Below are 23,691 nucleotides of genomic sequence, written 5' to 3'. Positions count from 1 at the left end.
GTTACTCAGGCGCCTTGGTGGTCAGGGCCAGCGCGTGCAGCTCGCCGTTGGCGCCGTCCATCTTGCCCTTCAGGGCTGCATAGACAGCGCGCTGCTGCTGGACACGGTTCTTGCCGCGAAAGCTTTCGTCGATGACCATCGCGGACATATGCACACCGTCATGGCCACCAACCTGGATTTCCGCATCGGGAAATGTCTCGCGCAGCAGGTCTTCGATTTCTTGGGCTTGCATCGGCATTGGGGGGTGTCCTTATTTCTAGCTTATCAAAAATGTAGGGTGCGGCGGGGGCCTCTGCAAGGCGGATTAGCCGCGCAGCGTCACATAGGGAGCAAGGCGCGGGATGAAGGCGGGCACCTCGGCCAGGGCCTCCTGGACCTGCGGCTCCTCAAAGTCCCAGATGGTGCGCCCGTCGCTGACCGCCAGCGTCGCCATCAGAACATTCAGATCGGCCCGCAGCGCGTCCGGCAGCGGCAGGCCGGCTGCCTCGCGCAGGATCAACAGCGCCTCATGGATGGGGCGCAGGACACGCAGGGCGTGGGTCATATGCGGCAGAAGGTCAGCATCGTCGCGCCATGTCTCGCCCTGAAACAGCACCTCAGTCACCCGCTGCCCGGCGCCCGCGCAGGAATAGGCAATACAGCCGCCAAAGCCACGGGTATTCAGATTGGCGTGGATGGTGCAGCTGAAACAGGATTGCGAGAGGTTGGGGCAGGGGGTGTCGGTCTCCTTCAGGATCGCGAAATCCTCGTCCTCCTCAAACGGGTAGGCCACACAGCAGAGCGCGGCGCAGCGGCTGCAATCTGCTGTCAGTTCGGGGAGGTCGATATCAGGAATTTGGCCGGACAGGGGCATGTGGTCACCTGCGAGACATCAAAAAAATGGGTGGGACGGCGATGCCATCCCACCCGGTATCATCGTGTCGAGGACCATGCCCCAACGCGGCCTGCGCTCAGGCAACGGCAGCAGCGAAGCTGCTGCGGAAGATGTCTGCCAACTCGGCCAGTGGCGCTTCGGAGCCGCCGATTTTCACCATGTCGCCGCCGAATTTGCCGACGGTGGTGATGGTGACACCGGCCTGACCTGCGGCCATCATCAGGGCCTCGGCCTGATCGAAGTTGCAGGCCACAAGGTAGCGCGCCTGATCCTCGCCAAAAACCGTCGGGGTGTCGCCTGCGTCGAGCTGGACGCCAACACCGGCCGCTTCGGCCAGCTCAAACGCCGCCAGCGCCAGACCGCCATCGCCCAGATCGGTGCAGGCCTTGATCAGCTCACGGTTGGCGCGGATGAACTCGCCATTGCGCTTTTCCGCTTCCAGATCCACTGCCGGTGCGTCGCCGTCCTCGCGGTTGAAAACCTCCGCCAGCAGCGCCGACTGGCCCAGATGGCCGATGGTTTCGCCGATCAACAGCGCGATATGTCCGTCGCGAACTTCGCCGGTGATGGCCTCTTCGCCTGCCGCGATCAGGCCAACGGCGCCAATCGTCGGGGTCGGCAGGATGCCCTGACCGTCGGTTTCATTATAGAGCGACACGTTGCCGGAGACGATCGGCATGTCCAGCGCAGCCACAGCCTCGCCGATGCCTTTGATCGCGCCGACGAACTGGCCCATGATCTCGGGCTTTTCGGGGTTGCCGAAGTTCAGGTTGTCGGTGGTTGCCAAGGGTTTGGCGCCGACAGCGGTCAGGTTGCGGTAGGCCTCGGCCACCGCCTGTTTGCCGCCCTCATAGGGGTTTGCCTTGACGTAGCGCGGCGTCACGTCGGAGGTGAAGGCCAGCTGTTTGTCGGTGCCATGGACCCGCACGATGCCGGAACCTGCGCCGGGGCGGCGGGCGGTGTCGCCCATCACCGTGGTGTCGTACTGCTCATAAACCCACTGCTTGCCCGCGTAGTTGGGCGAGGACAGCAGCGCCTTCAGCCCGTCGATCGGATCAATGGTCGGCACATCCGCGTCGGTCAGCGGCTCGGCGGCCGGGGTTTCCACCCAGGGGCGGTCATATTCCGGCGCGGTGGAGGACAGTTTCGACAGCACCAGATCGGCCTTCACTTCGCCGTTGTGCATGATCAGGAAGCGGTCCTCGGCAATGGTTTCGCCAACGATGGCAAAATCGAGATCCCATTTTTCGAACACTGCACGCGCCTCGGCTTCCAGCTCCGGCTTCAGCACCATCAGCATCCGCTCCTGGGATTCCGACAGCATCATCTCGTAGGCGGTCATGTCCGCTTCGCGCTGCGGCACGTTTTCGAGATCCAGACGCACGCCCAGCTTGCCCTTGTCGCCCATTTCCACGGCAGAGCAGGTGAGGCCCGCGGCGCCCATGTCCTGAATGGAGATCACCGCGCCGGTCTGCATCAGCTCCAGCGTGGCTTCCATCAGGCGTTTTTCGGTGAAGGGGTCGCCGACCTGCACGGTGGGGCGTTTTTCTTCGATAGTGTCGTCAAATTCCGCCGAGGCCATGGTGGCACCGCCAACGCCGTCGCGACCGGTCTTGGCACCGAGATAGACCACCGGCATACCAACGCCCGAGGCGGCGGAGTAGAAAATGGCGTCGGTCTTGGCCAGACCGGCGGCAAAGGCGTTCACAAGGCAGTTGCCGTTATAGGCGGGGTGGAAGCGCACTTCACCACCGACGCATGGCACGCCAAAGCAGTTGCCATAGCCCCCGATGCCCTCAACCACGCCGTTGACCAGTCGCCGGGTCTTGTGGTGGGAGGGTTCGCCAAAGGACAGCGCGTTCATTGACGCGATGGGGCGTGCACCCATGGTAAAGACGTCGCGCAGAATGCCGCCAACCCCGGTCGCCGCGCCCTGGTAGGGCTCGATGTAAGAGGGGTGGTTGTGGCTTTCCATTTTGAAAACAACGGCATCGCCGTCGCCAATGTCCACGATGCCTGCGTTCTCGCCGGGGCCGCAGATCACCTGGGGGCCTTCGGTCGGCAGGGTGCGCAGCCATTTCTTGGAGGACTTATAAGAACAGTGCTCGTTCCACATCGCGGAGAAAATCCCCAGCTCCGTGAAGGTCGGCTCCCGCCCGATGATGTCGAGGATCAGATCATATTCCTCGGGCTTCAGCCCGTGGTTGGCAATCAGTTCAGGCGTGATGGCGGGTTCTTGCATCCGTAAACGTCCCCAATGGCTGCGATTGCGCGCCTTTTAGGGCAAGCAGGGCCAAGGGGGAAGGAAAAAGCGCAGACTTGCAGGCGGCGGCGGGCCTGGCCGTGCCGATGCTGCGGATTTCGGCACGTCGGGGCGCGCATCACGGTGCGGTCGATGCGCCAGATCCCATGAAAAAAGGCCAGAGCCACGACGGCTCTGACCTTATGATGGTCCCCGGTCCCGCGCTGCGGCGGGGCGTGACCCTCAGACGGTGGCGATCAGTTCAGAACGGAACCGTCGGTCAGTTTCTCAGGGTTTTCGCTGGCAAAGGTTTCCAGCATGGTGCGCAGCTCGCCCGTGGTCTGACCCATGCGCAGCACGCCATCGGTTTCCCACATGCCGTCCAGCGTGAAGCGCATGCCGCTCAGCTTGTCGGAGAAGCTGTCGCGGAACTCCACCAGGATCTTGCGGTCAGGGCCCGGCTCGGTGCCGACCTCAACAACTTTGCCCAGGAAGACGCCGTTGACGTCAACCACGGGGGCACCCATGAATTCCATGTTTTCTTCAAGAAAGGTCTCGCCCGCATCGTTCGGGGTGGCGTTTTCGGTCAGCACCTCGGCGCTGGCGGCGCCGGTCATTGCGATCAGGGCGGCGATAGAGGTCATGCGGAGCATAGTTGCTCTCCTTCAAGTCAGTTGCATTTGTCTTGCGTTCTGGCTGCTCAACGGAGGAGACCGACAAAAGGTTCCTGAGTTTTTTTCGCGCGATGATGGGGGTGATCGGCATATCGGCGGTGATCTGCACAGGCTGATCGGATTTCCAGCAGCTGCGGTGAAAATTGCGGCGTTCCGGGGAAATATGCTGCCTGAATATCGCGCGCGGCGGCAGGCCCGTTGACGGCAGGCGGGGCGCTGGTGACGCTACACGCAGACCAGTCATTGCCAGCCGGCCTGTGAGTGCCGATCGTTAGGATAACGCCGAGCGATGCCTTGATCCGGCGGCCAGTCCTACGGATCACGCCGTCGACGTTTGAACCAAAAAAAAAGGCCGAGCACTAAGCTCGGCCGAAGTCCAACAGGGAGGTATGAAGGGCGACAGCGTCGCTGCCTTCGAGATGTGATTTAGGGGGGCAGCGCGCCTCGATCAAGAGTTAACAGACCCGGAAAATGGCAAGGCCGCTATGCGCTGTGCGCATGGCTCGGGTCTGGCTAGATTTTGCCCAGTTCTTTCATGTGCTTGCGATGTGCAATAATCTCATTCTGGACGAAATCGCGGAATGCGGAAATCCGCCGGGAGTGGCGCAATTCTTCCGGGTAGGCGAGGTAGACCGGCACGTCGCTGGTATCCTCTTCCTGAAGCACCGGCACCAGATCCGGGAAGTCCTCGGTCACGTAATCGGGCAGAACGCCAATGCCCAGATCGTGGATAACGCCCTGCAAGACACCGAAGTAATTGTTCACGGTGAGCAGCGAAGAGGGGTTATAGGTCATCAGTTTCTGTACCAGGACCGCAGCGGAGCCAACCTGCGCCGAGCGCGGGTTCTGGCAGATCAGCCGGTGATCTGCGATATCCTCCGCCTGTTCCGGCGCGCCGTTGCGTTCGACATATGCACGGGAAGCATAAAGCTTCATCTGCACCGTCATCAGCCGCTTGCGGATCAGGTCGGCCTGGCTCGGCTCCTTCATGCGGATCGCCACATCGGCCTCGCGCATGGGCAGGTCAAGAACCCGCTCCTCCAGCATCAGGTCGATCTTGAGATCGGGGTAATGTTCATAAAGCTTGGTCAGGCGCGGCGCCAGCCACAGAGTGCCGAAGCCAAAGGTGGTGGTAACGCGCAATTCGCCAAACACCTCTTCCTCGCTGTCGCGAATGCGGGCAGAGGCGGCTTCCAGCCGTTTTGACATCGATTTCGTCGCGTCAAACAGCAGCTCCCCCTGTTCGGTGAGAATCAACCCCCGCGCGTGGCGGTGAAACAGCGTCGAGCTCAGACTCTCTTCCAATGCGCGAATCTGTCGGCTGACTGCCGATTGCGACAGGTTCAGCTTGTCGCCTGCATGGGTGAGGCTGCCTGCGTCCGCCACCGCGTGAAATATTCTAAGCTTATCCCAATCCATACCCGTCACTTTCGATGCCTCTGATGTAGCCTATATGAAATGTATCGAAACTTTCAATTTGATAGGGCGGTCAGAAACATATTCCGGCAGAAAACAGTATACAGGTCAGCAATTATGACCTAATATATCGCCAAGAAGTGCAAGCTAATCGAGGTTGGGGAGGCCCAGGATGAGCACGCAGAAGATTTCTCTGAACGACAAATTCGATCTGACAAAATCACCGGTGATGCTGAATGGCACCCAGGCGCTGGTGCGTCTGATGCTGATGCAGAAACACCGGGATAAGGCGGCGGGGCTGAACACGGCTGGTCTGGTGACAGGCTATCGCGGCTCGCCGCTTGGCGCTGTCGACATGCAGATGAAGCGGGCGGAAAAACATCTGACCGCAAGCGATGTCACCTTTCAATTCGGTCTGAACGAGGATCTCGCCGTGACCGCCCTCTGGGGTGCCCAGCAGGCCGAGGTGCGCGGCGAGGGCAAATATGACGGCGTCTTTGGCCTGTGGTACGGCAAGGGGCCGGGGGTTGATCGCTCTGGCGATGCCATCCGCCATGCCAATATGGCCGGCTCGTCGAAATATGGCGGCGTGTTGATGGCGATGGGCGATGACCACACCGGCGAAAGCTCCACCGTGCTGCATCAGTCGGAATGGTCGCTGATGGATTGTTACCTGCCCATCGTCAGCCCGGCTGGCGTGCAGGAAATCCTTGATTACGGGATCTACGGCATTGCGCTCAGCCGCTTTTCGGGGCTGTGGGTTGGTCTGAAAACCATGAAGGACACGATCGAGGTGACATCGGTCGTCGATGGCAACCCGGACCGTATGCAGCTGGTCACGCCGGAGTTCGACATGCCGGCCGATGGCCTGAACATTCGTCTGGATGATGACCGTTTCCGTCAGGAAAACCGGATCATCGACTACAAGCGCTTTGCGGCGGAGGCTTTCAGCCACGCCAACAAGATGGACAAGCGCATGTGGGGCAAGCCGGGCGCCAAGATCGGCTTTGTTGCGGCGGGCAAGAACTGGCTGGATCTGGTCCACGCGATGTCGCTGCTCAACATCGACGAGACCATGGCCGAACGGCTGGGGATTACAACCTATAAGGTTGGCCAGACCTGGCCTCTGGACATGAAGGGGTTCAACGCCTGGGCCGAAGATCTGGACCTGATCGTTGTGGTCGAGGAAAAGCGCAAGCTGATCGAGATACAGATCAAGGAAGCCCTGTTTGACGAGCGCAAGGGCCGCCGCGTCTACGGCTGGTACAAGGGCGGCGCAGGCGGGATGCACCGCGACGAGCTGTTCCCGACGAAATATGCGCTCGACCCGATCATGATTGCCGAAAAGCTCGGCCAGATCCTGATCGAAGAGGGCCGCGAGACCGAGGCGATCCGTGCTGGTCTCTCGGCGCTGGATGAGGCGAAGCGTGCCGACAATGCCGAGGAAATCGCGGCCCGTCTGCCCTATTTCTGCTCGGGCTGTCCGCATAACTCCTCGACCAAGCTGCCGGATGGCTCCCGCGCCTATGCCGGGATTGGCTGCCATTTCATGGTGCAGTGGATGGACCGCGAGACCACCGGCTTCACCCATATGGGCGGCGAAGGTGTGAACTGGGTTGGCGAGGCGCCGTTCTCCAACCGCAAGCACGTGTTCCAGAACCTTGGCGACGGCACCTACAACCACTCCGGCGTGCAGGCCATTCGCGCGGCGCTGGCCGAAGGCACCAATATCACCTTCAAGATCCTCTATAATGACGCGGTTGCCATGACCGGCGGACAAGAGGCCGAGGGCGGGCTGACCGCCCAGCAGATCGCGCATGAGCTGACGGCGATGGGTGTGAAAACCATCGCGGTGGTCTATGACGAAAAGGAAGACGTCGACGCCAAGCTGTTCCCGGCAGGTATGCGGATGCATGAGCGGGCGGAGCTGATGGTGGTACAGAAGGAGTTTGAGAAGGTCGAAGGCGTCTCCGCCATCATCTACATTCAGACCTGCGCCGCCGAAAAACGCCGCCGTCGCAAGAAGGGCCTGTTCCCCGATCCCGACATGCGCGTGTTCATCAACTCCGACGTCTGCGAGGGCTGCGGTGACTGCGGGGTGCAATCGAACTGCGTCTCCATCGTGCCGAAGGAAACCGAACTGGGCCGCAAACGCGCCATTGATCAATCGTCCTGCAACAAGGATTTCAGCTGCGTCAAAGGCTTCTGCCCGTCATTCCTGACCATCGAAGGGGCAAAGATCCGCAAGGAGCCGACCGCCGCACTAGACCTGCCGGACCTGCCGACGCCTGAGCTGCCGAGCATCAATGGCACCCACAACGTGGTGATCACCGGCGTCGGTGGCACCGGCGTTGTCACCATCGGTGCCGTGCTGGCGCAGGCCGCGCAGATTGATGGCAAGGGCGCTGGCATGATGGAGATGGCCGGTCTCGCCCAGAAAGGCGGCGCGGTGCATATCCACTGCCGCATTGCCAACAGACCCGAACACATCAGCGCCATCCGCGTGGCCACTGGCGAATGTGATGCGCTGATCGGCGGCGATCTGGTTGTGTCTGCCGGGGCAAAAACCATCGGGTTGATGAAAACCGGCAAGAGCGGTGCGGTGGTGAACAGCCATGAGATCATCACCGGTGATTTCACCCGCGACACGGATTTCCAGATCCCGAGTGATCGGCTTCAGGTCGCGCTTGAGGCCCGTCTGCGGGATCGTCTGGATCTTTTTGACGCCTCCGAACTGGCGCGCGCCAGCATGGGCGACTCGATCTTCTCCAACATGATGATCTTTGGCGCCGCCTGGCAGCGCGGTCTGCTGCCGATCAGCCTGGAGGCCATCCGCGAGGCGATCACCCTCAATGGGGCTGCGGTTGAGCGCAATCTGCGCGCCTTTGATATCGGTCGCTGGGCGGTGCTATATCCGCAGGAGGTGCAGAAGCTGATTGCCCCCAATGTGGTCGAACTGCCCAAGACATTGGAGGATCAGATCGCCTTCCGCAGTGCCCAGCTGGTCGATTATCAGGGGCCGCGTCTGGCCAAGCGCTATGGCAAGATGCTGGACGGCATTTCTGACAAAGCGCTGAAGGAAGCTGTGACCAAGGGCTACCACAAACTGTTGTCCTACAAGGACGAATATGAGGTGGCGCGGCTGTTGCTGTCGAGCCGTGAGAAAGCCGAGGCCGAGTTCGAGGGCGATCTGAAGATCTCCTACAACCTCGCGCCGCCGATGCTGACTGGCACCGATCCCAACGGGCGCCCGAAAAAGCGCAAGTTTGGTCCGGGTCTGGAACGCTGGCTGCGGCTGTTGGCAAAGTTCAAAGGTCTGCGCGGCACGCCGCTGGATGTGTTTGGCTATACCGCCGAGCGCAAGATGGAGCGGGCGCTGATCAGCCAGTATGAGGCCGACATGAAGGAATGGCTGCCCAAGGCATCGCCTGAGATCATGGCACCGCTGATTGCGCTGGCGGAATTGCCGCTGGAAATCCGCGGCTTTGGTCCGGTGAAACAGGCCAACGAGACCAAGGCCGCCAAACGCCGCGAGGAGCTGCTGGCCGCATTGCGTCAGGGCGGCAGCGAGTTGAAGACGGCCGCGGAATAACGCGGGCCGCTGCTGGCGATCGTTCTGGCCGAGCCACTTAGGCCAGACCACTTCGGAAGGGCGTCACCGGTCGGATCGGGGGCGCCCTTTGTCGTTGATCCGGGGGATCTGGAACCGGAAAGACACAGATTCCCAACCCGCTGTCGCATCGCCGTTACCCTGGTTGTGTAGACCGGGGCACAGGCCCTATAGCCGGAGCGGGGGGCTTGGCTGCCCCTGCGTAAACCAGAGACTGAGACCACGAGGCTCGCTATGTCGTCCATCCGCAGCACGCCCGGCAACATGAACAGCTATGCCAGAGACACTGGATCACGACGTGAGGCGATGCGCAGCGCACGCGATCTCTCTTATGCGCATTCCGCCCAGACCCGGCCGGGACGGGCGATGATCCGGGTGATGGAGAATGCCACCGGGCGGCTACAGCTGATCAAACGTGCCGAAGGCTATGAGGCGGATGTCGCCGCCGGGCAGAGCTTCTGGACTGTCATGCGCGACCGCTACGGGCTGCAGCTGGAGCTGTTGGGAGGCACGCTTGCCAATATCCCGAAGGATCAGCCGGTGGTGGTGATCGCCAATCATCCCTACGGTATTCTGGATGGTCTGATGCTGGGGCATATCCTGTCCGAGGCGCGGGGCGATTTCCGCATTCTGGCGCATCAGGTGTTTCGCAGGGCCGACGATCTCTCCCGCGTTATCCTGCCGATTGATTTTGCCGAAACCAAAACGGCACTGAAGACCAATCTGGAGACCCGCAAGACCGCGCTGGACTATCTGGGGCAGGGCGGCGCGATCGGCATCTTCCCGGGCGGCACGGTGTCCACCGCCGCGCGGCCCTTTCTGCGGCCGATGGTGCCGCCGATGGATCCGGTCTGGCGTGGCTTTACTGCGCGGATGATCGCCAAATCCCGCGCGGTTGTGGTGCCGATCTACTTCGACGGGCATACCTCCCGGCTGTTCCAGATCGCCAGCCATGTCCACCCGACTCTGCGTATGGGCCTGTTGATCAAGGAGTTTCGCAAACGGGTGGATACGCCGGTCCGGGTCGCCATCGGCAGCCCGATCGGGCGCGAGATCCTCGATCCGCTGGCAGGTGACGCAAAAGCAATGATGGATTTCCTGCGCAAAGCCACGTATGAGCTGTCTCCGAAACCACTCAAATCCTATGACTATGGGTATGAGTTTGAGGAGAAACACCGCGCCTGAGCGGTGAGCGAGAGAGACAGATGGCTGTAGGTATCTTTGATTCCGGCCTTGGCGGGCTGACGGTTCTGAATGCCGCGCAGGAGCGGCTGCCGGATGTGGACTTCCTCTACTACGCGGACAGCGCCCATGCGCCCTATGGCGTGCGCGATGCCGAAGACATTTACCAGCTGACCAAGGCCGCAGTTGAAGACATGTGGTCCAAGGGCTGCGATCTGGTCATTCTGGCCTGCAACACCGCCTCGGCGGCGGCGCTGCGCCGGATGCAGGAAGGCGGGCTGCCCGAGGGCAAGCGCGTGCTGGGTGTGTTTGTCCCTCTCATCGAAGCGCTGACTGAGCGGCAGTGGGGCGACAATTCGCCGCCGCGCGAAGTTGCGGTGAAACATGTCGCGCTGTTTGCAACGCCCGCCACCGTCTCCAGCCGCGCGTTCCAGCGTGAACTGGCGTTCCGCGCCATCGGCGTCGATGTCGAGGCGCAGGCCTGCGGCGGTGTTGTGGATGCCATCGAAGACGGCGACATGATCCTTGCCGAGGCGCTGGTGCGCAGCCATGTCGATGCGCTGAAGCGCAAGATGCCACAGCCACAGGCGGCGATCCTTGGCTGCACCCATTACCCGCTGATGGAAGATATCTTTCAGGCGGCTCTGGGCGACGAGGTTCAGGTGTTCAGCCAGGGCAAACTGGTGGCCGAGAGCCTTGCCGACTATCTGGAGCGTCATCCCCATATGATGGGCGCGGGGCAGGGCGGGTTCTACACCACCGGTGTGCCGAGCCGCGTCAGCGATCGCGCCACGCAGTTCTTGCGACGAGAGATGATCTTTCAGGCGGCCTGAGCCGCGCCGGTGAGCGGATTTCGGCGATTGTTTGATCTGCCGCAACTCTGGTCACCACCGTCTTTGCTATCACTGCCGCAATCTCGACGCGGCATCTCGTTCTTCCCTTGTTTCAAAGAGGTCCATGATGACCCATAAAGTAGCTATTCTGGGCGCCTCCGGTTACACCGGCGCTGAACTGGTGCGGCTGATTGATCAGCACCCCATGATCGAAATTGCCGCCCTCTCTGCCGACCGTAAGGCAGGCATGACCATGGCCGAGGTGTTCCCGCATCTGCGCCATATGGATCTGCCGGTGCTCTGCAAGATTGACGAAATCGACTTTGCGGGTATTGACCTGTGTTTCTGCGCGCTGCCGCATAAGACCAGCCAGGACGTGATTGCCGCCCTGCCGCAGGATCTGAAGATCGTGGATCTGTCGGCGGATTTCCGGCTGCGCGATCCTGCGGAATATGAAAAATGGTACGGCAACCCTCATGCCGCGCTGGCGCAGCAGGACGAGGCGGTCTATGGCCTGACCGAATTCTACCGCGAGGAAATCAAATCCGCGCGTCTGGTGGCGGGCACTGGCTGCAACGCCGCCACGGGCCAGTTTGCCCTGCGTCCGCTGATCGCATCCGGGGTGATTGATCTTGATGACATTATTCTGGATCTGAAATGCGCGGTCTCCGGCGCGGGTCGCAGTCTCAAGGAAAACCTGCTGCACGCGGAGCTGAGCGAGGGCTATCACGGCTATGCCATCGGTGGCACGCACCGCCATCTGGGCGAGTTTGACCAGGAGTTTTCCAAGATCGCAGGCCGCCCGGTCAAGGTGCAGTTCACCCCGCATCTGGTGCCGGCCAACCGCGGCATTCTGGCCACCGTCTATGTCAAAGGAGACGCGCAGACGATCCATCAGACCTTTGCCAGCGCTTATGCGGATGAGCCCTTCATCGAGCTGCTGCCCTTTGGTGAGGCGCCCTCCACGCGGCATGTCCGTGGCTCCAACTTCTGCCACATCGGGGTCGCTGCAGACCGCATCGAAGGCCGCGCCATCATCGTTGCGGCACTTGATAACCTGACAAAAGGTAGCAGCGGGCAAGCCTTGCAGAACGCCAACCTGATGTTAGGTGAAGAGGAGACCACGGGGCTGATGATGGCGCCGCTGTTCCCCTGATACCCGATTGTCTGGCGCCCTCCGGCGCCGGATCCCACCCAAGAGGCCCCGATGAAGTCACTGAAGAAACAACGCCGTATCCAGATCATCGCGCTCACCACTGTGGCGCTGGTGGTGGCGACGGCGTTGATTGGCTACGCCATGCGCGACGGCATCAATTTCTTCCGCTCGCCCAGCCAGGTGATTGCGGCGCCACCGGAGGCAAGCGAGGTCTTTCGCATCGGCGGGCTGGTCGAGGAGGGCAGCATCGTGCGTGGTCAGGGCGAGACGCTGCGCTTTGTGGTGACGGATGGCGGCGCCTCGGTCCCGGTCACCTATACCGGTGTGCTGCCGGATCTGTTCTCTGAGAACCAGGGTATGGTCGGCACCGGTCGCTACATCAATGGCGTGTTTGAAGCTTCTGAAATCCTTGCCAAACATGATGAGACCTATATGCCGAAAGAGGTCATGGACGCGCTAAAGGAACAAGGCGTGTATCAGGCCCCGGAGAGCTGATCCTCCAGTTGTCTTGACACCCGATCACGCGCTCGGATCGGGTGTTGCGATCCGAGCGCGCGCCGAGGTCCGGGTGCGCTCATTTTTCATTGTCATGCTGGTGTCCCGAACCAATCAAAGGGACTGACCCATGCAGGACATCAAAGCCATCGCTCAGGAAATCATTGCCCGCGAAGGCGGCTATGTGGACGACCCGGATGATCCCGGCGGCGCCACCAAACACGGTGTGACCCTCGGCACGCTCCAGCGCCTCGGCATGGATCTGACCGGCGATGGGGATATCGACAAGGCGGATGTCGCGGCTGTCAGCGAGGCGCAGGCGGTGGATCTCTACATCCGGCATTACTTCGACCGGCCCCGGATCGCGGCGCTGCCGGAGGTGCTTCAGCCCTCGGTCTTTGACATGTATGTAAATGCCGGAGCCAATGCGGTGCGGATTTTGCAGCGCCTGCTGGCGCAGATGGGCTATGAGCTGGCCGTGGATGGGCGGATCGGCCCGCAGACCGCCACGGCGGCCCGCGCGGCGGCCAAGATCGGCCGCGTTGCGCTGCGGGACGCCTATGGCGTGGCCCGGCGGAACTATTACTTTCGCATTGCCGACCGGCGTCCGGCCAGCCGCAAATATGCCCGAACCCGAAAGGGCGGCAAGGGTGGCTGGATCCTGCGGGCCGAAAGCTTCATCTCGCCGCAATATCACCTCAGCCCGGCAGAATTTCAGGCACGGGTGGCGACATGGGGCTGATTGCGGATGTGCTGCGGGGCCTGTTCGGCCGGGAGCGGAATGTCGTTGTCGAAACGCTGGAGGTGTTTCGCGAGAATGCCGAAGCCGGTGCGGAGCGGGATCAGGCGCGCCGCGCGGATGCGCTGGCCCAGCTGGCGGCGGAATTTGCCCGTGGCGGCGGCAGCGCGCCCAGAGGCTGGTTCGATCGCTGGATGGACGGGCTGAACCGGCTGCCGCGGCCCTTGCTGGCGCTGTCGACGCTGGCGCTGCTCGGCTCGGCGATGGTGGATCCCTTGTGGTTTGCGGCCCGAATGCAGGGACTGGCGCTGGTCCCGGAGCCGCTGTGGTGGTTGCTGGGCGTGATCGTCTCGTTCTATTTCGGGGCACGCCAGCAGCTCAAGAGCCAGGGGTTCCAGCGCGAGATCGCCGAAAGCCTCGCGCAGGTTCCAGCGGTCGCGGCGAATGTCGCCCGGATCGACGCGCTGCGCCGCGCTGACCCTCAGGCCCCGGCATCGGCAAACTCACCGGTGCTGCATGGTGATGTCGACGCAAGTGATTATGATCTCGTTGAAAATCCAGCGCTGGAGGACTGGATGGCCCTCTCGCGAGCAGCAAGGTGACAGGGGTGGTGTACGCGATGCCTGTGCCCTCAGAACAGCGCACACTGCGGCGTGAGGACGCGCCGATTGCGATTGGCGGCCTTGCCGGATCGCCCTATAGATAGGCTATGATTACAGAACTCGGTCACTTCGCCCTCATCCTTGCCTTTGTGATTGCCACCGTGCAGATGGTGGTGCCCTTGGTTGGCGCCCATTTCCGCTGGCCCGGCTGGATGTCGGTGGCCGAGCCTGCGGCGCAGGCGCAGTTCTTCTTTACCGCCTTTTCCTTTGGGGCGTTGATGTGGGCCTTTATCACGTCAGATTTCTCGCTGCGGCTGGTGGCGCTGAACAGCCATTCCGCCAAGCCGATGCTTTACAAAATCTCCGGCACCTGGGGCAATCACGAAGGGTCGATGCTGCTCTGGGTGCTGATTGTCAGCCTGTTTGGCGCTGTGGCCTCGGTCTTTGGCAATGGCCTGCCGCCAACGCTGAAGGCCCGGGTGCTGTCAGTACAGGCCGCGATTGGCGTGGCGTTCTTTGCCTTCATCCTGTTTACCTCAAACCCGTTCCTGCGCCTTGCGGTGCCGCCGTTTGACGGGCAGGGGCTGAACCCCTTGTTGCAGGACCCCGGTCTCGCCTTTCATCCGCCGTTCCTATACCTCGGCTATGTCGGCCTGAGCATGGCGTTTTCCTTTGCCGTGGCGGCGCTGATCGAGGGGCGGATTGACGCCGCGTGGGGGCGCTGGGTCAGGCCCTGGACATTGGCGGCTTGGATCTTTCTCACCATCGGTATCGCGCTGGGGTCCTGGTGGGCCTATTACGAGCTGGGCTGGGGCGGCTTCTGGTTCTGGGATCCGGTGGAAAATGCCTCCTTCATGCCCTGGCTGCTGGCGGCAGCGCTGCTGCATTCCGCCATCGTGGTGGAAAAGCGCGAAGCCCTGAAAAGCTGGACCATCCTGCTGGCCATTCTTGCCTTTGGCTTTTCGCTGATTGGCACGTTTATCGTGCGATCCGGCCTGCTGACCTCGGTCCATGCTTTTGCCAGCGACCCGGAGCGCGGGGTGTTCATCCTCTATATTCTGGCGATTTTCACTGGTGGCGCGCTGCTGCTGTTTGCGCTGCGTGCGCAGGCGATGCAGGCCAAGGGGGTCTTTGGCCTCGTCAGCCGCGAGACCGCGCTGGTGGCCAATAACATCCTGCTGGCGGTGAGCTGTTTTGTCGTCTTCTTCGGCACGCTCTGGCCGGTGGTGGCGGAGATGGCCTTTGATCGCAAGCTGAGTGTGGGTCCGCCGTTCTTCAACGCAGCCTTCACCCCCTTCATGGTGGTGCTCGGCGCGATCCTGCCGGTGGGTGCGATGCTGCCGTGGAAACGCGGCCTTCTGGCGCGCACGGCCTGGCGGCTGCGTTTTGTCTTTGCGCTGGCGGTGGCGTTTGGCGTGCTGGCCTGGGCGATGCAGACCGGCCGGTCCGGCCTGGGGCCGATCGGGCTGTTCCTCGGGGTGTGGATCGTGGTTGGCGCCTTCGCTGACCTCTGGCTGCGCGGCAGCGCGACCGGGCGCTGGCAGCGTCTGCTGCGCCTGCCGCGTGCGGATTGGGGCAAGGCGCTGGCCCATGCCGGTCTGGGGGTCACCATCTTTGCCATCGCCGGGCTGACCGCCTGGCAGGACGAAGACATTCGCGTGGCCGAGGTGAACCGGCCCTTCGACGTCGGCGCCTATACGCTGGAGCTGCAGGCCGTGCGCAGGGTGCAGGGGCCGAATTATTTCAGCACCATGGCGGATATCGAAGTGACCCGGGCAGGGCGGTTCGTGGCGCTGCTGAACCCGGAGAAGCGTGAGTATCCGGTGTCGCGGATGCCGACCACCGAGGCGGCGATAGACTACCGGTTCCTGCGCGATCTCTACGTGGTGATCGGCGACCAGCAGGCCAATGGTGGCTGGACGGTACGGACCTATATCAAACCGCTGGCGAACTGGATCTGGGGTGGCTGCCTGTTGATGGCCTTGGGTGGTCTGCTGAGCCTGAGTGACCGTCGTTTCCGCGTTGCGGCAGGGGCGCGCCGCGCCCCGCGTGAAGGAGTGCCCGCCGAATGATACGACTGTTTCTTGCCCGGCTATTGCTGGCGTTGACGCTGCTGGCTCCGATGGTTGCCACCGGCACCCCGGCGCTGGCGGTTGAACCTGACGAAATTCTTGATGATCCGGTTCTGGAAGGTCGCGCGCGTGAGCTGTCCAAGGATCTGCGCTGTCTGGTCTGCCGCAACGAGAATATCGACGAAAGCAATGCCGATCTGGCTCGTGATCTGCGCCTGCTGGTGCGCGAGCGGCTGGTGGCCGGTGACAGCGACGCCGAGGCGATGGCCTTCATCGTGGAGCGCTACGGCGAATATGTGTTGCTCAGCCCGCGTGCAAACGGTGCCAACTGGCTGCTTTATGCCGCCGGTCCGCTGATGCTGGTGATGGCGCTGCTGCTGGCCGGGGGCTATATCCGCGCCCGCAGCCGCACGCCGGAGGCGGAGGACCCCGGCGCCGACAGCCTTAGCGCGCAGGAACGTGCGCAGCTCGATCGCATCCTGAAAGACTGAGCCACCAAGACGCGCCGCGCGGGTGGGGGGCGGTAGGACCGCCCATACAACCGCAGCGGCACAGCGCCGACCAGCGCCCCTCCGCGGGTGGTTTTGCAGCAAGAGGTTACGCGGCGTTTGCCTTTTCCTGCGGGCTTGCATAGGCAAGTCTGCGAAAAACCTTTAACCACGAGGCCCTTTGATGGATTACAAGGAAATTCTGTTCTCGCTGGAAGACGGCTTGGCCGTTGTGACGCTGAACCGACCCGCAAAGATGAACGCGCTGACCGGTCTGACGCGGGCGGAGATCACCCATGCGATGCAGCGCGCGGGCAAAGAGGCCCGTGCGGTGGTCCTGACCGGTTCCGGCGTGTCATTCTGTTCGGGGCAGGACCTGTCCGACGCCGCAAGCCAGGGCAAGCTGGATCTGGAGCGGACGCTGCGGGATGAATACACCCCGATGCTGGAGGCGATCTATAACTGCCCGGTGCCGACCATTGCCGCGGTAAACGGCCCGGCTGCGGGTGCGGGTGCCAATCTGGCGCTGGCCGCCGATGTGGTGATCGCCACCGAGAGCGCTTATTTCATGCAGGCCTTTGCCCGTATTGGCCTGATGCCGGATGCCGGCGGCACCTGGTTCATGCCGCGCCAGATGGGCATGGCCAAGGCAATGGGGGCCGCGCTGTTCGCCGATAAGATCTCCGCCAAACAGGCGAGCGACTGGGGCATGATCTGGGAAGCCATTCCCGACGCCGAATTTGACGCCCATTGGCGCGCCCGTGCGGCCTATCTGGCGAATGGCCCGACCCGTGCGTTCGGCGCGATCAAGAGCGCGATCCGCGATGGCTATGGCAACAGCCTGCCGGAGCAGCTGTCCGAGGAGGCCCATCTGCAAGGCCAATGCGGCAAGACCCGGGACTTCATGGAAGGGGTCACCGCTTTTATGGAAAAACGCCCCGCGAAGTTCGAAGGCCGCTAAGACGGTGCAATCCGTGATCGGCTGATGCCCTTCCTGAAATGCAAAACCCGCCCCTGATGCGCATCGACTGCGCGGGGGCGGGTTTCTTTTTTGCGCCAAGGGGCCTGCCGGACCGGGCCGGATCAATTGACCCGGCCCGGCAGATCACCTGGTCAGCTGCTGCGGGCCACCAGGGCGACATGTTCGGCCAGGTTGAAGCTGGCACCGGCATTGATCAGGCGCACGACCTCCTCGCCGTCTGCAACGAGATAGGCATCGGTGCCGCCGTCCTCATTTGCGCGGGTGATCACCTCCAGCTCCGGCTCGTCTTCGGTTTCGTCGTAGTAATAGACCACCCGGTCATCATCCGCCGTGAAATCGGTAATGGTCGCCTGTTCATCCTCGGTCAGCCAGGCTCCGGTTTCGAAGCTGTCGTTGCCGCTGCCACCGGTCACCGTATCGTTGAGACCAAAGAGCACGGAGTCGTCACCGGCACCGGCATTGATGGTATCGCCAGCAGCGTCCTGATCGGCCGTGTAGTCAAAGTTCAGCAGGGCGTTGACCTCGGCTGCGGAGGTCGGCGTCTCGCGGCCCTGAACGATGTCTTCATAGGCGCCTTCGTCCAGAATGCCTGCGGCGATGATCAGGTCATTGCCCTGACCGCCGACCAGATGATCCGCGCCGCGGGTGTCAATCAGCGTGTCGTCACCGGCATTGCCGCGCATGAAATCATCGCCATTGCCACCGATGAGAGTGTCATCACCATCGCCACCAAAGACGTTGTCATTTGCCGAGCCACCGTCCAGCCGGTCGTCGCCTGCGCCGCCTTCGATCGTATCGGGACCGCCGCGTGCGTCGATGTTGTCGTCACCCTCACCGCCAAGCAGGTTTTCGCTGCCGGTGGTGCCGAACAGCAGGTCGGCACCCTCGCTGCCCTCGATCACGGTCGCGTTTTCCTCGTTACCGCTTTCATCTGCGTTGGAGTCATTGCTGTCGGAATCGTCGGAATCGTTGATGATCACACCCGCCAGCAGGCCGACCCCCAACATTGTCATAAGCATTAGCACGGTGCGTCTCCCGTTAAGGTTTAATTAGCAATTGCGATTATGCCTATTGCCGAGGTCAAAATTCGTCAATCGAAACCCTTCGTAGTTGAGTAAAATGCGATGAAAAGGGTTAACCAGGTTTCTGCATTGGAAACATCCCGGACCTAACCTTTTGATTGTTGACCTATCCGAAAGGCGCGGACCTGCAATCTAAAGATGTGTCGCGCTGCGGCGCGGGCGCGCGCCTTGGGGGTTGCAAGGTCGGCGCCATAAAAAAGCCCTGCCTCCTAGGAAGCAGGGCTCATATCTGTGATGGTCAGCGAGGCCTGGGCAGACCGGCTGCCGGTCAGCGCTTTTCGATGTCGACGTAATCGCGGGCGGTTTCGCCGAGGTAGAGCTGGCGCGGGCGACCGATCTTGTTCTGCGGATCCGCGATCATTTCTTTCCACTGCGAAATCCAGCCGACGGTGCGCGACAGCGCAAAGATCGGTGTGAACATCGAGGTCGGGAAGCCCATCGCCTCAAGGATGATGCCGGAGTAGAAATCGACGTTCGGGAACAGTTTCTTCTCGATGAAATACTCATCGTTGAGCGCAGTGCGCTCCAGTTCCTTGGCGACCTGCAGCAGCGGGTTGTTTTCAACGCCGAGCAACTCCAGAACCTCATCGGCGGACTGTTTCAGCACCTTGGCGCGCGGATCGGTGTTCTTGTAGACCCGATGGCCAAAGCCCATCAGACGGAACGGATCGTTCTTGTCCTTGGCGCGTTCGATGAATTCGGGGATCCGGTCAACGGAGCCGATTTCCTTCAGCATTTCCAGGCAGGCCTGGTTGGCGCCGCCGTGGGCCGGACCCCAGAGGCAGGCGATGCCCGCAGCGATACAGGCAAAGGGGTTCGCGCCGGACGAGGACGCCAGACGCACGGTCGAGGTCGACGCGTTCTGCTCGTGATCGGCGTGCAGAATGAAGATCCGGTCCATCGCGCGGGCGAGGATCGGGTCGACGTGATATTCCTCTGCCGGAACCGAGAAACACATGTGCAGGAAGTTGGCCGCGTAATCCAGATCGTTGCGCGGATACACAAACGGCTGGCCGATGGAATATTTATAGGCCATCGCAGCAATGGTGGGCAGTTTGGCGATCAGGCGGATCGCGGCCACTTCACGCTGCCAGGGGTCATTGATGTCGGTGGAGTCGTGATAGAAAGCCGACATTGCACCCACAACACCCACCAGGGTTGCCATCGGATGCGCGTCGCGGCGGAAACCGCGGAAGAAGTTGTGCATCTGTTCATGCACCATGGTGTGACGGGTCACGCGGGTCTCGAAATCTTCCAGCTGGGCTGCGGTCGGCAGTTCACCATAAAGCAGCAGGTAGCAGACTTCGAGGTGGTGCGACTTGGATGCCAGCTGGTCAATCGGATAGCCGCGGTGCAGCAGCTCACCCTTGCCGCCGTCGATATAGGTGATCGTGCTGTCGCAGCTTGCGGTCGAGGTGAAACCGGGATCATAGGTGAACACACCGGCCTGGCTGTAGAGCTTGCGGATATCAAGAACATCGGGCCCGGTCGTCGGCGAAAAAATGGGAAGCTCGTAAGTTTCGCCATTCAGGCTGAGCTGGGCGGTTTTCTTTGTATCGGTCATAGATGTCCCTTCCTGATACAGGCGCGAAAGCGGGGGAGGCCCCCGCCTTGTGCAGGCAGCACCTGCACGGCAACCGCGCAGGTGAGGTCATAGCTGTACCGGCTTACCCAGCGGTTAACGATGGGGTCAGTCGGCAACGTCGGCGAGTCGGGCCAGTGTTTCGTCCCGGCCCAGAATCAGCATCATATCGAAAACTGAAGGTGTTACCGCACGGCCTGCCAGCGCTGCCCGCAACGGGCCTGCCAGTTTGCCGAACTTGGTATCCCGTGCTTCTGCAAATGTATTCAGAAGCGCCTCCAGATCGTCTCGGGACCAGCTAGCATTTTGCAGCTGCGGCGTCAATTCACTCAGTATACCGTCGGATACAGATGCCAGGGCCTTTGCCGCCTTCTCGTCGAGAACGAGCGGGCGTGAAGCCAGAATAAAATGAGCCTTTTCAAGCAGCTCCGGAAAAGTCTTGGCCCGGTCCTTGAGGCAATACATCGCACGTTCAAGATCGTTTGACTGAACGTCATTTAACTGTGGCTTGCCAGCAGCGGCAAGATAGGCCTGCAGCTCATTCCGCAGCGCAGCATCATCGCTGATCGCAATGTGCTGACCACAGAGGTTTTCGAGCTTCTTGGTGTCAAATCGTGCCGGGCTTTTGCCGATACCGTCAAGGTCGAACCAGTCACGGGCCTGCTCATCCGTAAAAAATTCGTCATCGCCATGGCTCCAGCCGAGACGCGCCAGATAGTTGCGCATGCCCGCAGCCGGATAGCCCATCGCCTGGTATTCCTGCGCGCCGAGGGCGCCGTGGCGTTTGGACAGTTTCTTGCCATCAGGGCCATGGATCAGCGGGATATGGGCCCAGACCGGAACATCCCAGCCCATGGCTTCGTAGATCATCATCTGGCGCGCGGCATTGTTGAGGTGGTCATCGCCCCGGATGACATGGGTGACGCCCATATCGTGATCATCCACCACCACGGCCAGCATGTAGACGGGCGTCCCATCCGAGCGCAGCAGGATCATATCGTCAAGCTGCTCGTTCTTGATGGTGACATCGCCCTGAACCTCGTCTCGGATGACGGTGCTGCCCTGCTGCGGCGCCTTGATGCGGATCACATAGGGCGCATCGGGATGGCTGCTGGCATCGGCGTCACGCCACGGCGAGCGATAGAGCGTCGATTTGCCCTCGGCCTTGGCCTGGTCGCGGAAGGCGGCAATTTCGTCCTGCGTTGCAAAGCACTTATAGGCCTTGCCCGCCTCAAGCAGTTCACGCGCAACGGCGGCATGACGTTCGGCGCCTTCGAACTGGCTGATCACCTCGCCATCGTGATCCAGACCCAGCCAGGCCATGCCCTGCAGAATGGCGGCGGTCGCCTCGGGGTTGGAGCGCTCGCGGTCGGTGTCCTCGATACGCAGCAGGAATTTGCCGCCGCGCCCACGGGCATAAAGCCAGTTGAACAGCGCGGTGCGCGCACCACCGATATGCAGATAGCCGGTGGGAGAGGGGGCGAAACGGGTGACGACCGGTTTGGACATGGGGGTGATTTACCTTTTGGAAACCATGGAAAGGGTAGTTTTGTCGCCTGTCTACCGAGCCAGAAGGCAAGGAGCAAGCATGCGCGCCCTGGGCATTCTTGACAGTCTGCTGCAATCCCAGCGCGGGGAGCTGTTTCCCTGGGTGCCGGTCCTGTTCGGCACCGGGATCGGGGTTTTCTTTTCTCTGCGGTTTGAACCTGTGGCGGTTCACTATTTCGGCCTGGGCGGCGTTGCGCTGGGTGGGGCGCTGCTGTTGCGACGTGGTGACAGGCAGGACGGGCTGGTGTTTCTGGGCTGGGCGATTGTGACGATCGCGCTCGGCTTTGCGGCCGCCGGGATGCGCGCCCATTCGGTTGCTGCCCCGGTGCTGAGCTTTCGCTATTACGGCCCGGTCGAAGGGCGGGTAATCGCGATAGATCGCTCCGCCCGGGACCGGCTGCGCATCACCCTCGATCAGCCTGTGCTGGACCGTCTGGCGGCTGGGGCCACTCCGGCACGGGTGCGGCTGTCACTGCCGGTCGGGGCCGCGCTGCCGGGTATCGGCGACCGGGTCATGACCACCGCACATCTGATGCCGCCGCAGGGACCGGTGGAGCCCCATGGCTTTGATTTTCGCAGGCACGCCTGGTTTCAGCGCCTGGGGGCTGTTGGCTATACTCGGGTCCCGGTTCTGCGCGTTCAGCCGAGCCGGTCTGATCTGCCCGTACAGCAGCTGAGACAGCGGATTTCCGACCGTATCCGTGACCAGATGCCGAAAGCCACAGGTGGCTTTGCCGCGGCCATCACCACCGGGGATCGCTCGGCCATCCCGCAGGCGGAACTGGAGGCGCTTAGAGCCAGCAACCTTGCACATTTGCTGGCGATTTCAGGGCTGCACATGGGGCTTCTGGCGGGCGTCGTGTTTGGCGGCCTGCGGCTGCTGATGGCGCTGGTTCCGGCCTATGCGCAGCGGGTAAACGCCAAGAAATTGGCCGCGGGTGGTGCGCTGCTTGCGGCGAGCGCCTACCTGCTGCTGTCAGGCATGCAGGTCGCCAGTACCCGTGCCTATGTCATGGTTGCGATGATGCTGGGCGCGGTGCTGCTGGATCGGCGCGCCCTGTCGCTGCGGGCGGTGGCGCTTGCGGCACTGGTGATCCTGGCGATCCGCCCGGAAAGCCTGCTTGGCCCCGGGTTTCAGATGAGTTTTGCGGCGACAACGGCGCTGGTGGTCGTCTTCGGCGCGCTGCGGGATCACGTTGCGCCGGGTGGCGCGCGCTGGCTGCGGATGGTGGGTGGGGTGGTGCTGTCGTCCCTGGTTGCGGGCGTTGCCACGGCCCCCTTTGGGGCGGCGCATTTCAATATGCTGTCTCACTACGGGTTGCTGGCCAATGTTCTGGCGGTGCCGGTTATGGGGTTGCTGGTGGTTCCTGCGGCGGTGCTGGCGCTCTGCCTCGCACCGGTCGGGGCATCCGGTGTCGGGCTGGCGCTGATGGACCTCGGCATCCGCTGGATCCTGTCGGTTGCCAATTGGGTGGCCGGACTGGAGGGCGCGCAGGGTGCGGTCCAGATGCCGCCCGCCGTGGTGTTGCCGCTGGTTGCCCTCGGCGCGCTGCTGCTTGCCCTCTGGCGAGGGCGGCTGCGCTGGGTTGGTCTGCCGGTTCTGCTGGCGGCAGCGGGGCTCTGGTACGGACATCCCCGACCCGTGGTCCTGATCGCGCCAAATGGTGGGCTGGTTGGCGTGATGACAGCGCAGGGCCGCGCCTTGTCCCGCGCAAAGGGGCATGGCTATGCGGCCGAGCGATGGGCGGAGAACGACGGCAGCCTGCTAACCCAGGCCGAGCGTGCGCAGCTGTGGCAGCGGATCGCGGTGGCGGCGCCCAGCGTTGCGGGCAAATCGGTGTCGGCGTATCTCGCGATCTCTGATCAGCCGCTGATCCATGTGATTGGCAAGGCGGCCGCAGAAGCGCTGAGCGATTGTTCGGCGGACGCGGTGCTGGTCAGCGCTACGCCACTGTCACCGGTGGGGGGCTGCAGGGTGTTTGATGCTGATAGCCTGCGCACCCTTGGCAGTGTGCAACTGCAACCGGACGGGCGCTGGATCTCGGCAAGTGACGTGGTTGGTGACCGACTGTGGAGCCACACTCCGCAGCGCGACAGGTGATAATCCTCGACAG

19 protein-coding genes are annotated in these 23,691 nt (G+C 62.2%); 11 read left to right on the top strand and 8 right to left on the bottom strand.

The window, feature by feature from the left end; translation table 11 throughout:
- Window position 1: 1 nt before the first annotated feature.
- The 5 genes from VWY75_RS17915 to VWY75_RS17895 form a co-directional block, all read right to left on the bottom strand.
- Complete coding sequence (locus tag VWY75_RS17915; protein ID WP_340545715.1) at window positions 2-238, bottom strand: BolA/IbaG family iron-sulfur metabolism protein; 237 nt, start codon at window positions 236-238, stop codon at window positions 2-4.
- Window positions 239-304: 66 nt separating this feature from the next.
- Complete coding sequence (locus VWY75_RS17910) at window positions 305-853, bottom strand: hypothetical protein (protein WP_416538820.1); 549 nt, start codon at window positions 851-853, stop codon at window positions 305-307.
- A gap of 97 nt (window positions 854-950) precedes the next feature.
- A complete protein-coding gene (gene purL / locus VWY75_RS17905) occupies window positions 951-3,116 on the bottom strand; it encodes a phosphoribosylformylglycinamidine synthase subunit PurL (RefSeq protein WP_416538819.1) in 2,166 nt (721 codons plus the stop codon).
- Between the two features lie 257 nt (window positions 3,117-3,373).
- A complete protein-coding gene (locus tag VWY75_RS17900) occupies window positions 3,374-3,769 on the bottom strand; it encodes a hypothetical protein (RefSeq protein WP_340545712.1) in 396 nt (131 codons plus the stop codon).
- 534 nt (window positions 3,770-4,303) lie between these two features.
- Entirely contained in the window at window positions 4,304-5,209 is a 906-nt protein-coding gene (locus VWY75_RS17895; protein WP_340545711.1) for a LysR family transcriptional regulator, read from the bottom strand.
- 169 nt (window positions 5,210-5,378) lie between these two features.
- Here VWY75_RS17895 and VWY75_RS17890 point away from each other — a divergent pair, with 169 nt between their 5' ends.
- From VWY75_RS17890 to VWY75_RS17845, 10 genes are all read left to right on the top strand, one after another.
- Window positions 5,379-8,798 carry an indolepyruvate ferredoxin oxidoreductase family protein gene (locus VWY75_RS17890; RefSeq protein WP_416538818.1) on the top strand — a complete coding sequence of 1,140 codons (3,420 nt, stop codon included), beginning with the start codon at window positions 5,379-5,381 and terminating at the stop codon, window positions 8,796-8,798.
- 282 nt (window positions 8,799-9,080) lie between these two features.
- The gene (locus VWY75_RS17885) at window positions 9,081-10,001 is read left to right on the top strand and encodes a lysophospholipid acyltransferase family protein (RefSeq protein WP_416539166.1); all 921 of its coding nucleotides are present in this window, start codon (window positions 9,081-9,083) and stop codon (window positions 9,999-10,001) included.
- Window positions 10,002-10,021: 20 nt separating this feature from the next.
- Window positions 10,022-10,831 (top strand): glutamate racemase, encoded by an 810-nt coding sequence (locus VWY75_RS17880; protein WP_416534858.1) that lies wholly within the window; start codon window positions 10,022-10,024, stop codon window positions 10,829-10,831.
- A 127-nt stretch (window positions 10,832-10,958) separates the two neighbouring features.
- Window positions 10,959-11,987: an N-acetyl-gamma-glutamyl-phosphate reductase gene (argC, locus tag VWY75_RS17875; protein ID WP_416538817.1), complete on the top strand. Its 1,029-nt coding sequence runs from the start codon at window positions 10,959-10,961 to the stop codon at window positions 11,985-11,987.
- Between the two features lie 51 nt (window positions 11,988-12,038).
- Complete coding sequence (gene ccmE, locus VWY75_RS17870; protein WP_340545707.1) at window positions 12,039-12,482, top strand: cytochrome c maturation protein CcmE; 444 nt, start codon at window positions 12,039-12,041, stop codon at window positions 12,480-12,482.
- 130 nt (window positions 12,483-12,612) lie between these two features.
- The gene (locus VWY75_RS17865) at window positions 12,613-13,224 is read left to right on the top strand and encodes a holin-associated N-acetylmuramidase (protein WP_416534860.1); all 612 of its coding nucleotides are present in this window, start codon (window positions 12,613-12,615) and stop codon (window positions 13,222-13,224) included.
- Window positions 13,215-13,823 carry a holin family protein gene (locus tag VWY75_RS17860; RefSeq protein WP_416538816.1) on the top strand — a complete coding sequence of 203 codons (609 nt, stop codon included), beginning with the start codon at window positions 13,215-13,217 and terminating at the stop codon, window positions 13,821-13,823. Before VWY75_RS17865 ends, VWY75_RS17860 begins: the two co-directional genes overlap by 10 nt.
- 107 nt (window positions 13,824-13,930) lie before the next feature.
- Window positions 13,931-15,895: a heme lyase CcmF/NrfE family subunit gene (locus tag VWY75_RS17855; protein WP_416538815.1), complete on the top strand. Its 1,965-nt coding sequence runs from the start codon at window positions 13,931-13,933 to the stop codon at window positions 15,893-15,895.
- The gene (locus VWY75_RS17850; RefSeq protein ID WP_416538814.1) at window positions 15,892-16,386 is read left to right on the top strand and encodes a cytochrome c-type biogenesis protein; all 495 of its coding nucleotides are present in this window, start codon (window positions 15,892-15,894) and stop codon (window positions 16,384-16,386) included. Before VWY75_RS17855 ends, VWY75_RS17850 begins: the two co-directional genes overlap by 4 nt.
- A gap of 181 nt (window positions 16,387-16,567) precedes the next feature.
- Window positions 16,568-17,344, top strand: a complete 777-nt coding sequence (locus tag VWY75_RS17845; protein ID WP_340545702.1) for an enoyl-CoA hydratase-related protein — start codon at window positions 16,568-16,570, stop codon at window positions 17,342-17,344.
- A 152-nt stretch (window positions 17,345-17,496) separates the two neighbouring features.
- On the opposite strand, the gene VWY75_RS17840 is transcribed toward VWY75_RS17845, so the two are convergent.
- From VWY75_RS17840 to gltX, 3 genes are all read right to left on the bottom strand, one after another.
- A complete protein-coding gene (locus VWY75_RS17840) occupies window positions 17,497-18,384 on the bottom strand; it encodes a calcium-binding protein (RefSeq protein ID WP_416534864.1) in 888 nt (295 codons plus the stop codon).
- A 331-nt stretch (window positions 18,385-18,715) separates the two neighbouring features.
- Entirely contained in the window at window positions 18,716-20,011 is a 1,296-nt protein-coding gene (locus tag VWY75_RS17835) for a citrate synthase (RefSeq protein WP_340545700.1), read from the bottom strand.
- 126 nt (window positions 20,012-20,137) lie between these two features.
- The gene (gene gltX, locus VWY75_RS17830) at window positions 20,138-21,538 is read right to left on the bottom strand and encodes a glutamate--tRNA ligase (RefSeq protein WP_416538813.1); all 1,401 of its coding nucleotides are present in this window, start codon (window positions 21,536-21,538) and stop codon (window positions 20,138-20,140) included.
- A 79-nt stretch (window positions 21,539-21,617) separates the two neighbouring features.
- Here gltX and VWY75_RS17825 point away from each other — a divergent pair, with 79 nt between their 5' ends.
- Window positions 21,618-23,678 (top strand): ComEC/Rec2 family competence protein, encoded by a 2,061-nt coding sequence (locus tag VWY75_RS17825; protein WP_416538812.1) that lies wholly within the window; start codon window positions 21,618-21,620, stop codon window positions 23,676-23,678.
- Window positions 23,679-23,691: the final 13 nt, after the last annotated feature.

It is taken from the genome of Phaeobacter sp. JH20_08 (assembly GCF_048056635.1).
GTDB classification, from domain to species: domain Bacteria; phylum Pseudomonadota; class Alphaproteobacteria; order Rhodobacterales; family Rhodobacteraceae; genus Phaeobacter; species Phaeobacter bryozoorum.
This window is presented reverse-complemented; position numbering and strand designations above follow the sequence as displayed.

Bases quoted from the DNA above. Each gene is read 5' to 3' on its own strand.
- VWY75_RS17915 (WP_340545715.1), bottom strand. From the start codon at position 238: ATGCCGATGCAAGCCCAAGAAATCGAAGACCTGCTGCGCGAGACATTT.
- VWY75_RS17910 (WP_416538820.1), bottom strand. From the start codon at position 853: ATGCCCCTGTCCGGCCAAATTCCTGATATCGACCTCCCCGAACTGACA.
- purL (WP_416538819.1), bottom strand. From the start codon at position 3,116: ATGCAAGAACCCGCCATCACGCCTGAACTGATTGCCAACCACGGGCTG.
- VWY75_RS17900 (WP_340545712.1), bottom strand. From the start codon at position 3,769: ATGCTCCGCATGACCTCTATCGCCGCCCTGATCGCAATGACCGGCGCC.
- VWY75_RS17895 (WP_340545711.1), bottom strand. From the start codon at position 5,209: ATGGATTGGGATAAGCTTAGAATATTTCACGCGGTGGCGGACGCAGGC.
- VWY75_RS17890 (WP_416538818.1), top strand. From the start codon at position 5,379: ATGAGCACGCAGAAGATTTCTCTGAACGACAAATTCGATCTGACAAAA.
- VWY75_RS17885 (WP_416539166.1), top strand. From the start codon at position 9,081: ATGAACAGCTATGCCAGAGACACTGGATCACGACGTGAGGCGATGCGC.
- VWY75_RS17880 (WP_416534858.1), top strand. From the start codon at position 10,022: ATGGCTGTAGGTATCTTTGATTCCGGCCTTGGCGGGCTGACGGTTCTG.
- argC (WP_416538817.1), top strand. From the start codon at position 10,959: ATGACCCATAAAGTAGCTATTCTGGGCGCCTCCGGTTACACCGGCGCT.
- ccmE (WP_340545707.1), top strand. From the start codon at position 12,039: ATGAAGTCACTGAAGAAACAACGCCGTATCCAGATCATCGCGCTCACC.
- VWY75_RS17865 (WP_416534860.1), top strand. From the start codon at position 12,613: ATGCAGGACATCAAAGCCATCGCTCAGGAAATCATTGCCCGCGAAGGC.
- VWY75_RS17860 (WP_416538816.1), top strand. From the start codon at position 13,215: ATGGGGCTGATTGCGGATGTGCTGCGGGGCCTGTTCGGCCGGGAGCGG.
- VWY75_RS17855 (WP_416538815.1), top strand. From the start codon at position 13,931: ATGATTACAGAACTCGGTCACTTCGCCCTCATCCTTGCCTTTGTGATT.
- VWY75_RS17850 (WP_416538814.1), top strand. From the start codon at position 15,892: ATGATACGACTGTTTCTTGCCCGGCTATTGCTGGCGTTGACGCTGCTG.
- VWY75_RS17845 (WP_340545702.1), top strand. From the start codon at position 16,568: ATGGATTACAAGGAAATTCTGTTCTCGCTGGAAGACGGCTTGGCCGTT.
- VWY75_RS17840 (WP_416534864.1), bottom strand. From the start codon at position 18,384: ATGCTTATGACAATGTTGGGGGTCGGCCTGCTGGCGGGTGTGATCATC.
- VWY75_RS17835 (WP_340545700.1), bottom strand. From the start codon at position 20,011: ATGACCGATACAAAGAAAACCGCCCAGCTCAGCCTGAATGGCGAAACT.
- gltX (WP_416538813.1), bottom strand. From the start codon at position 21,538: ATGTCCAAACCGGTCGTCACCCGTTTCGCCCCCTCTCCCACCGGCTAT.
- VWY75_RS17825 (WP_416538812.1), top strand. From the start codon at position 21,618: ATGCGCGCCCTGGGCATTCTTGACAGTCTGCTGCAATCCCAGCGCGGG.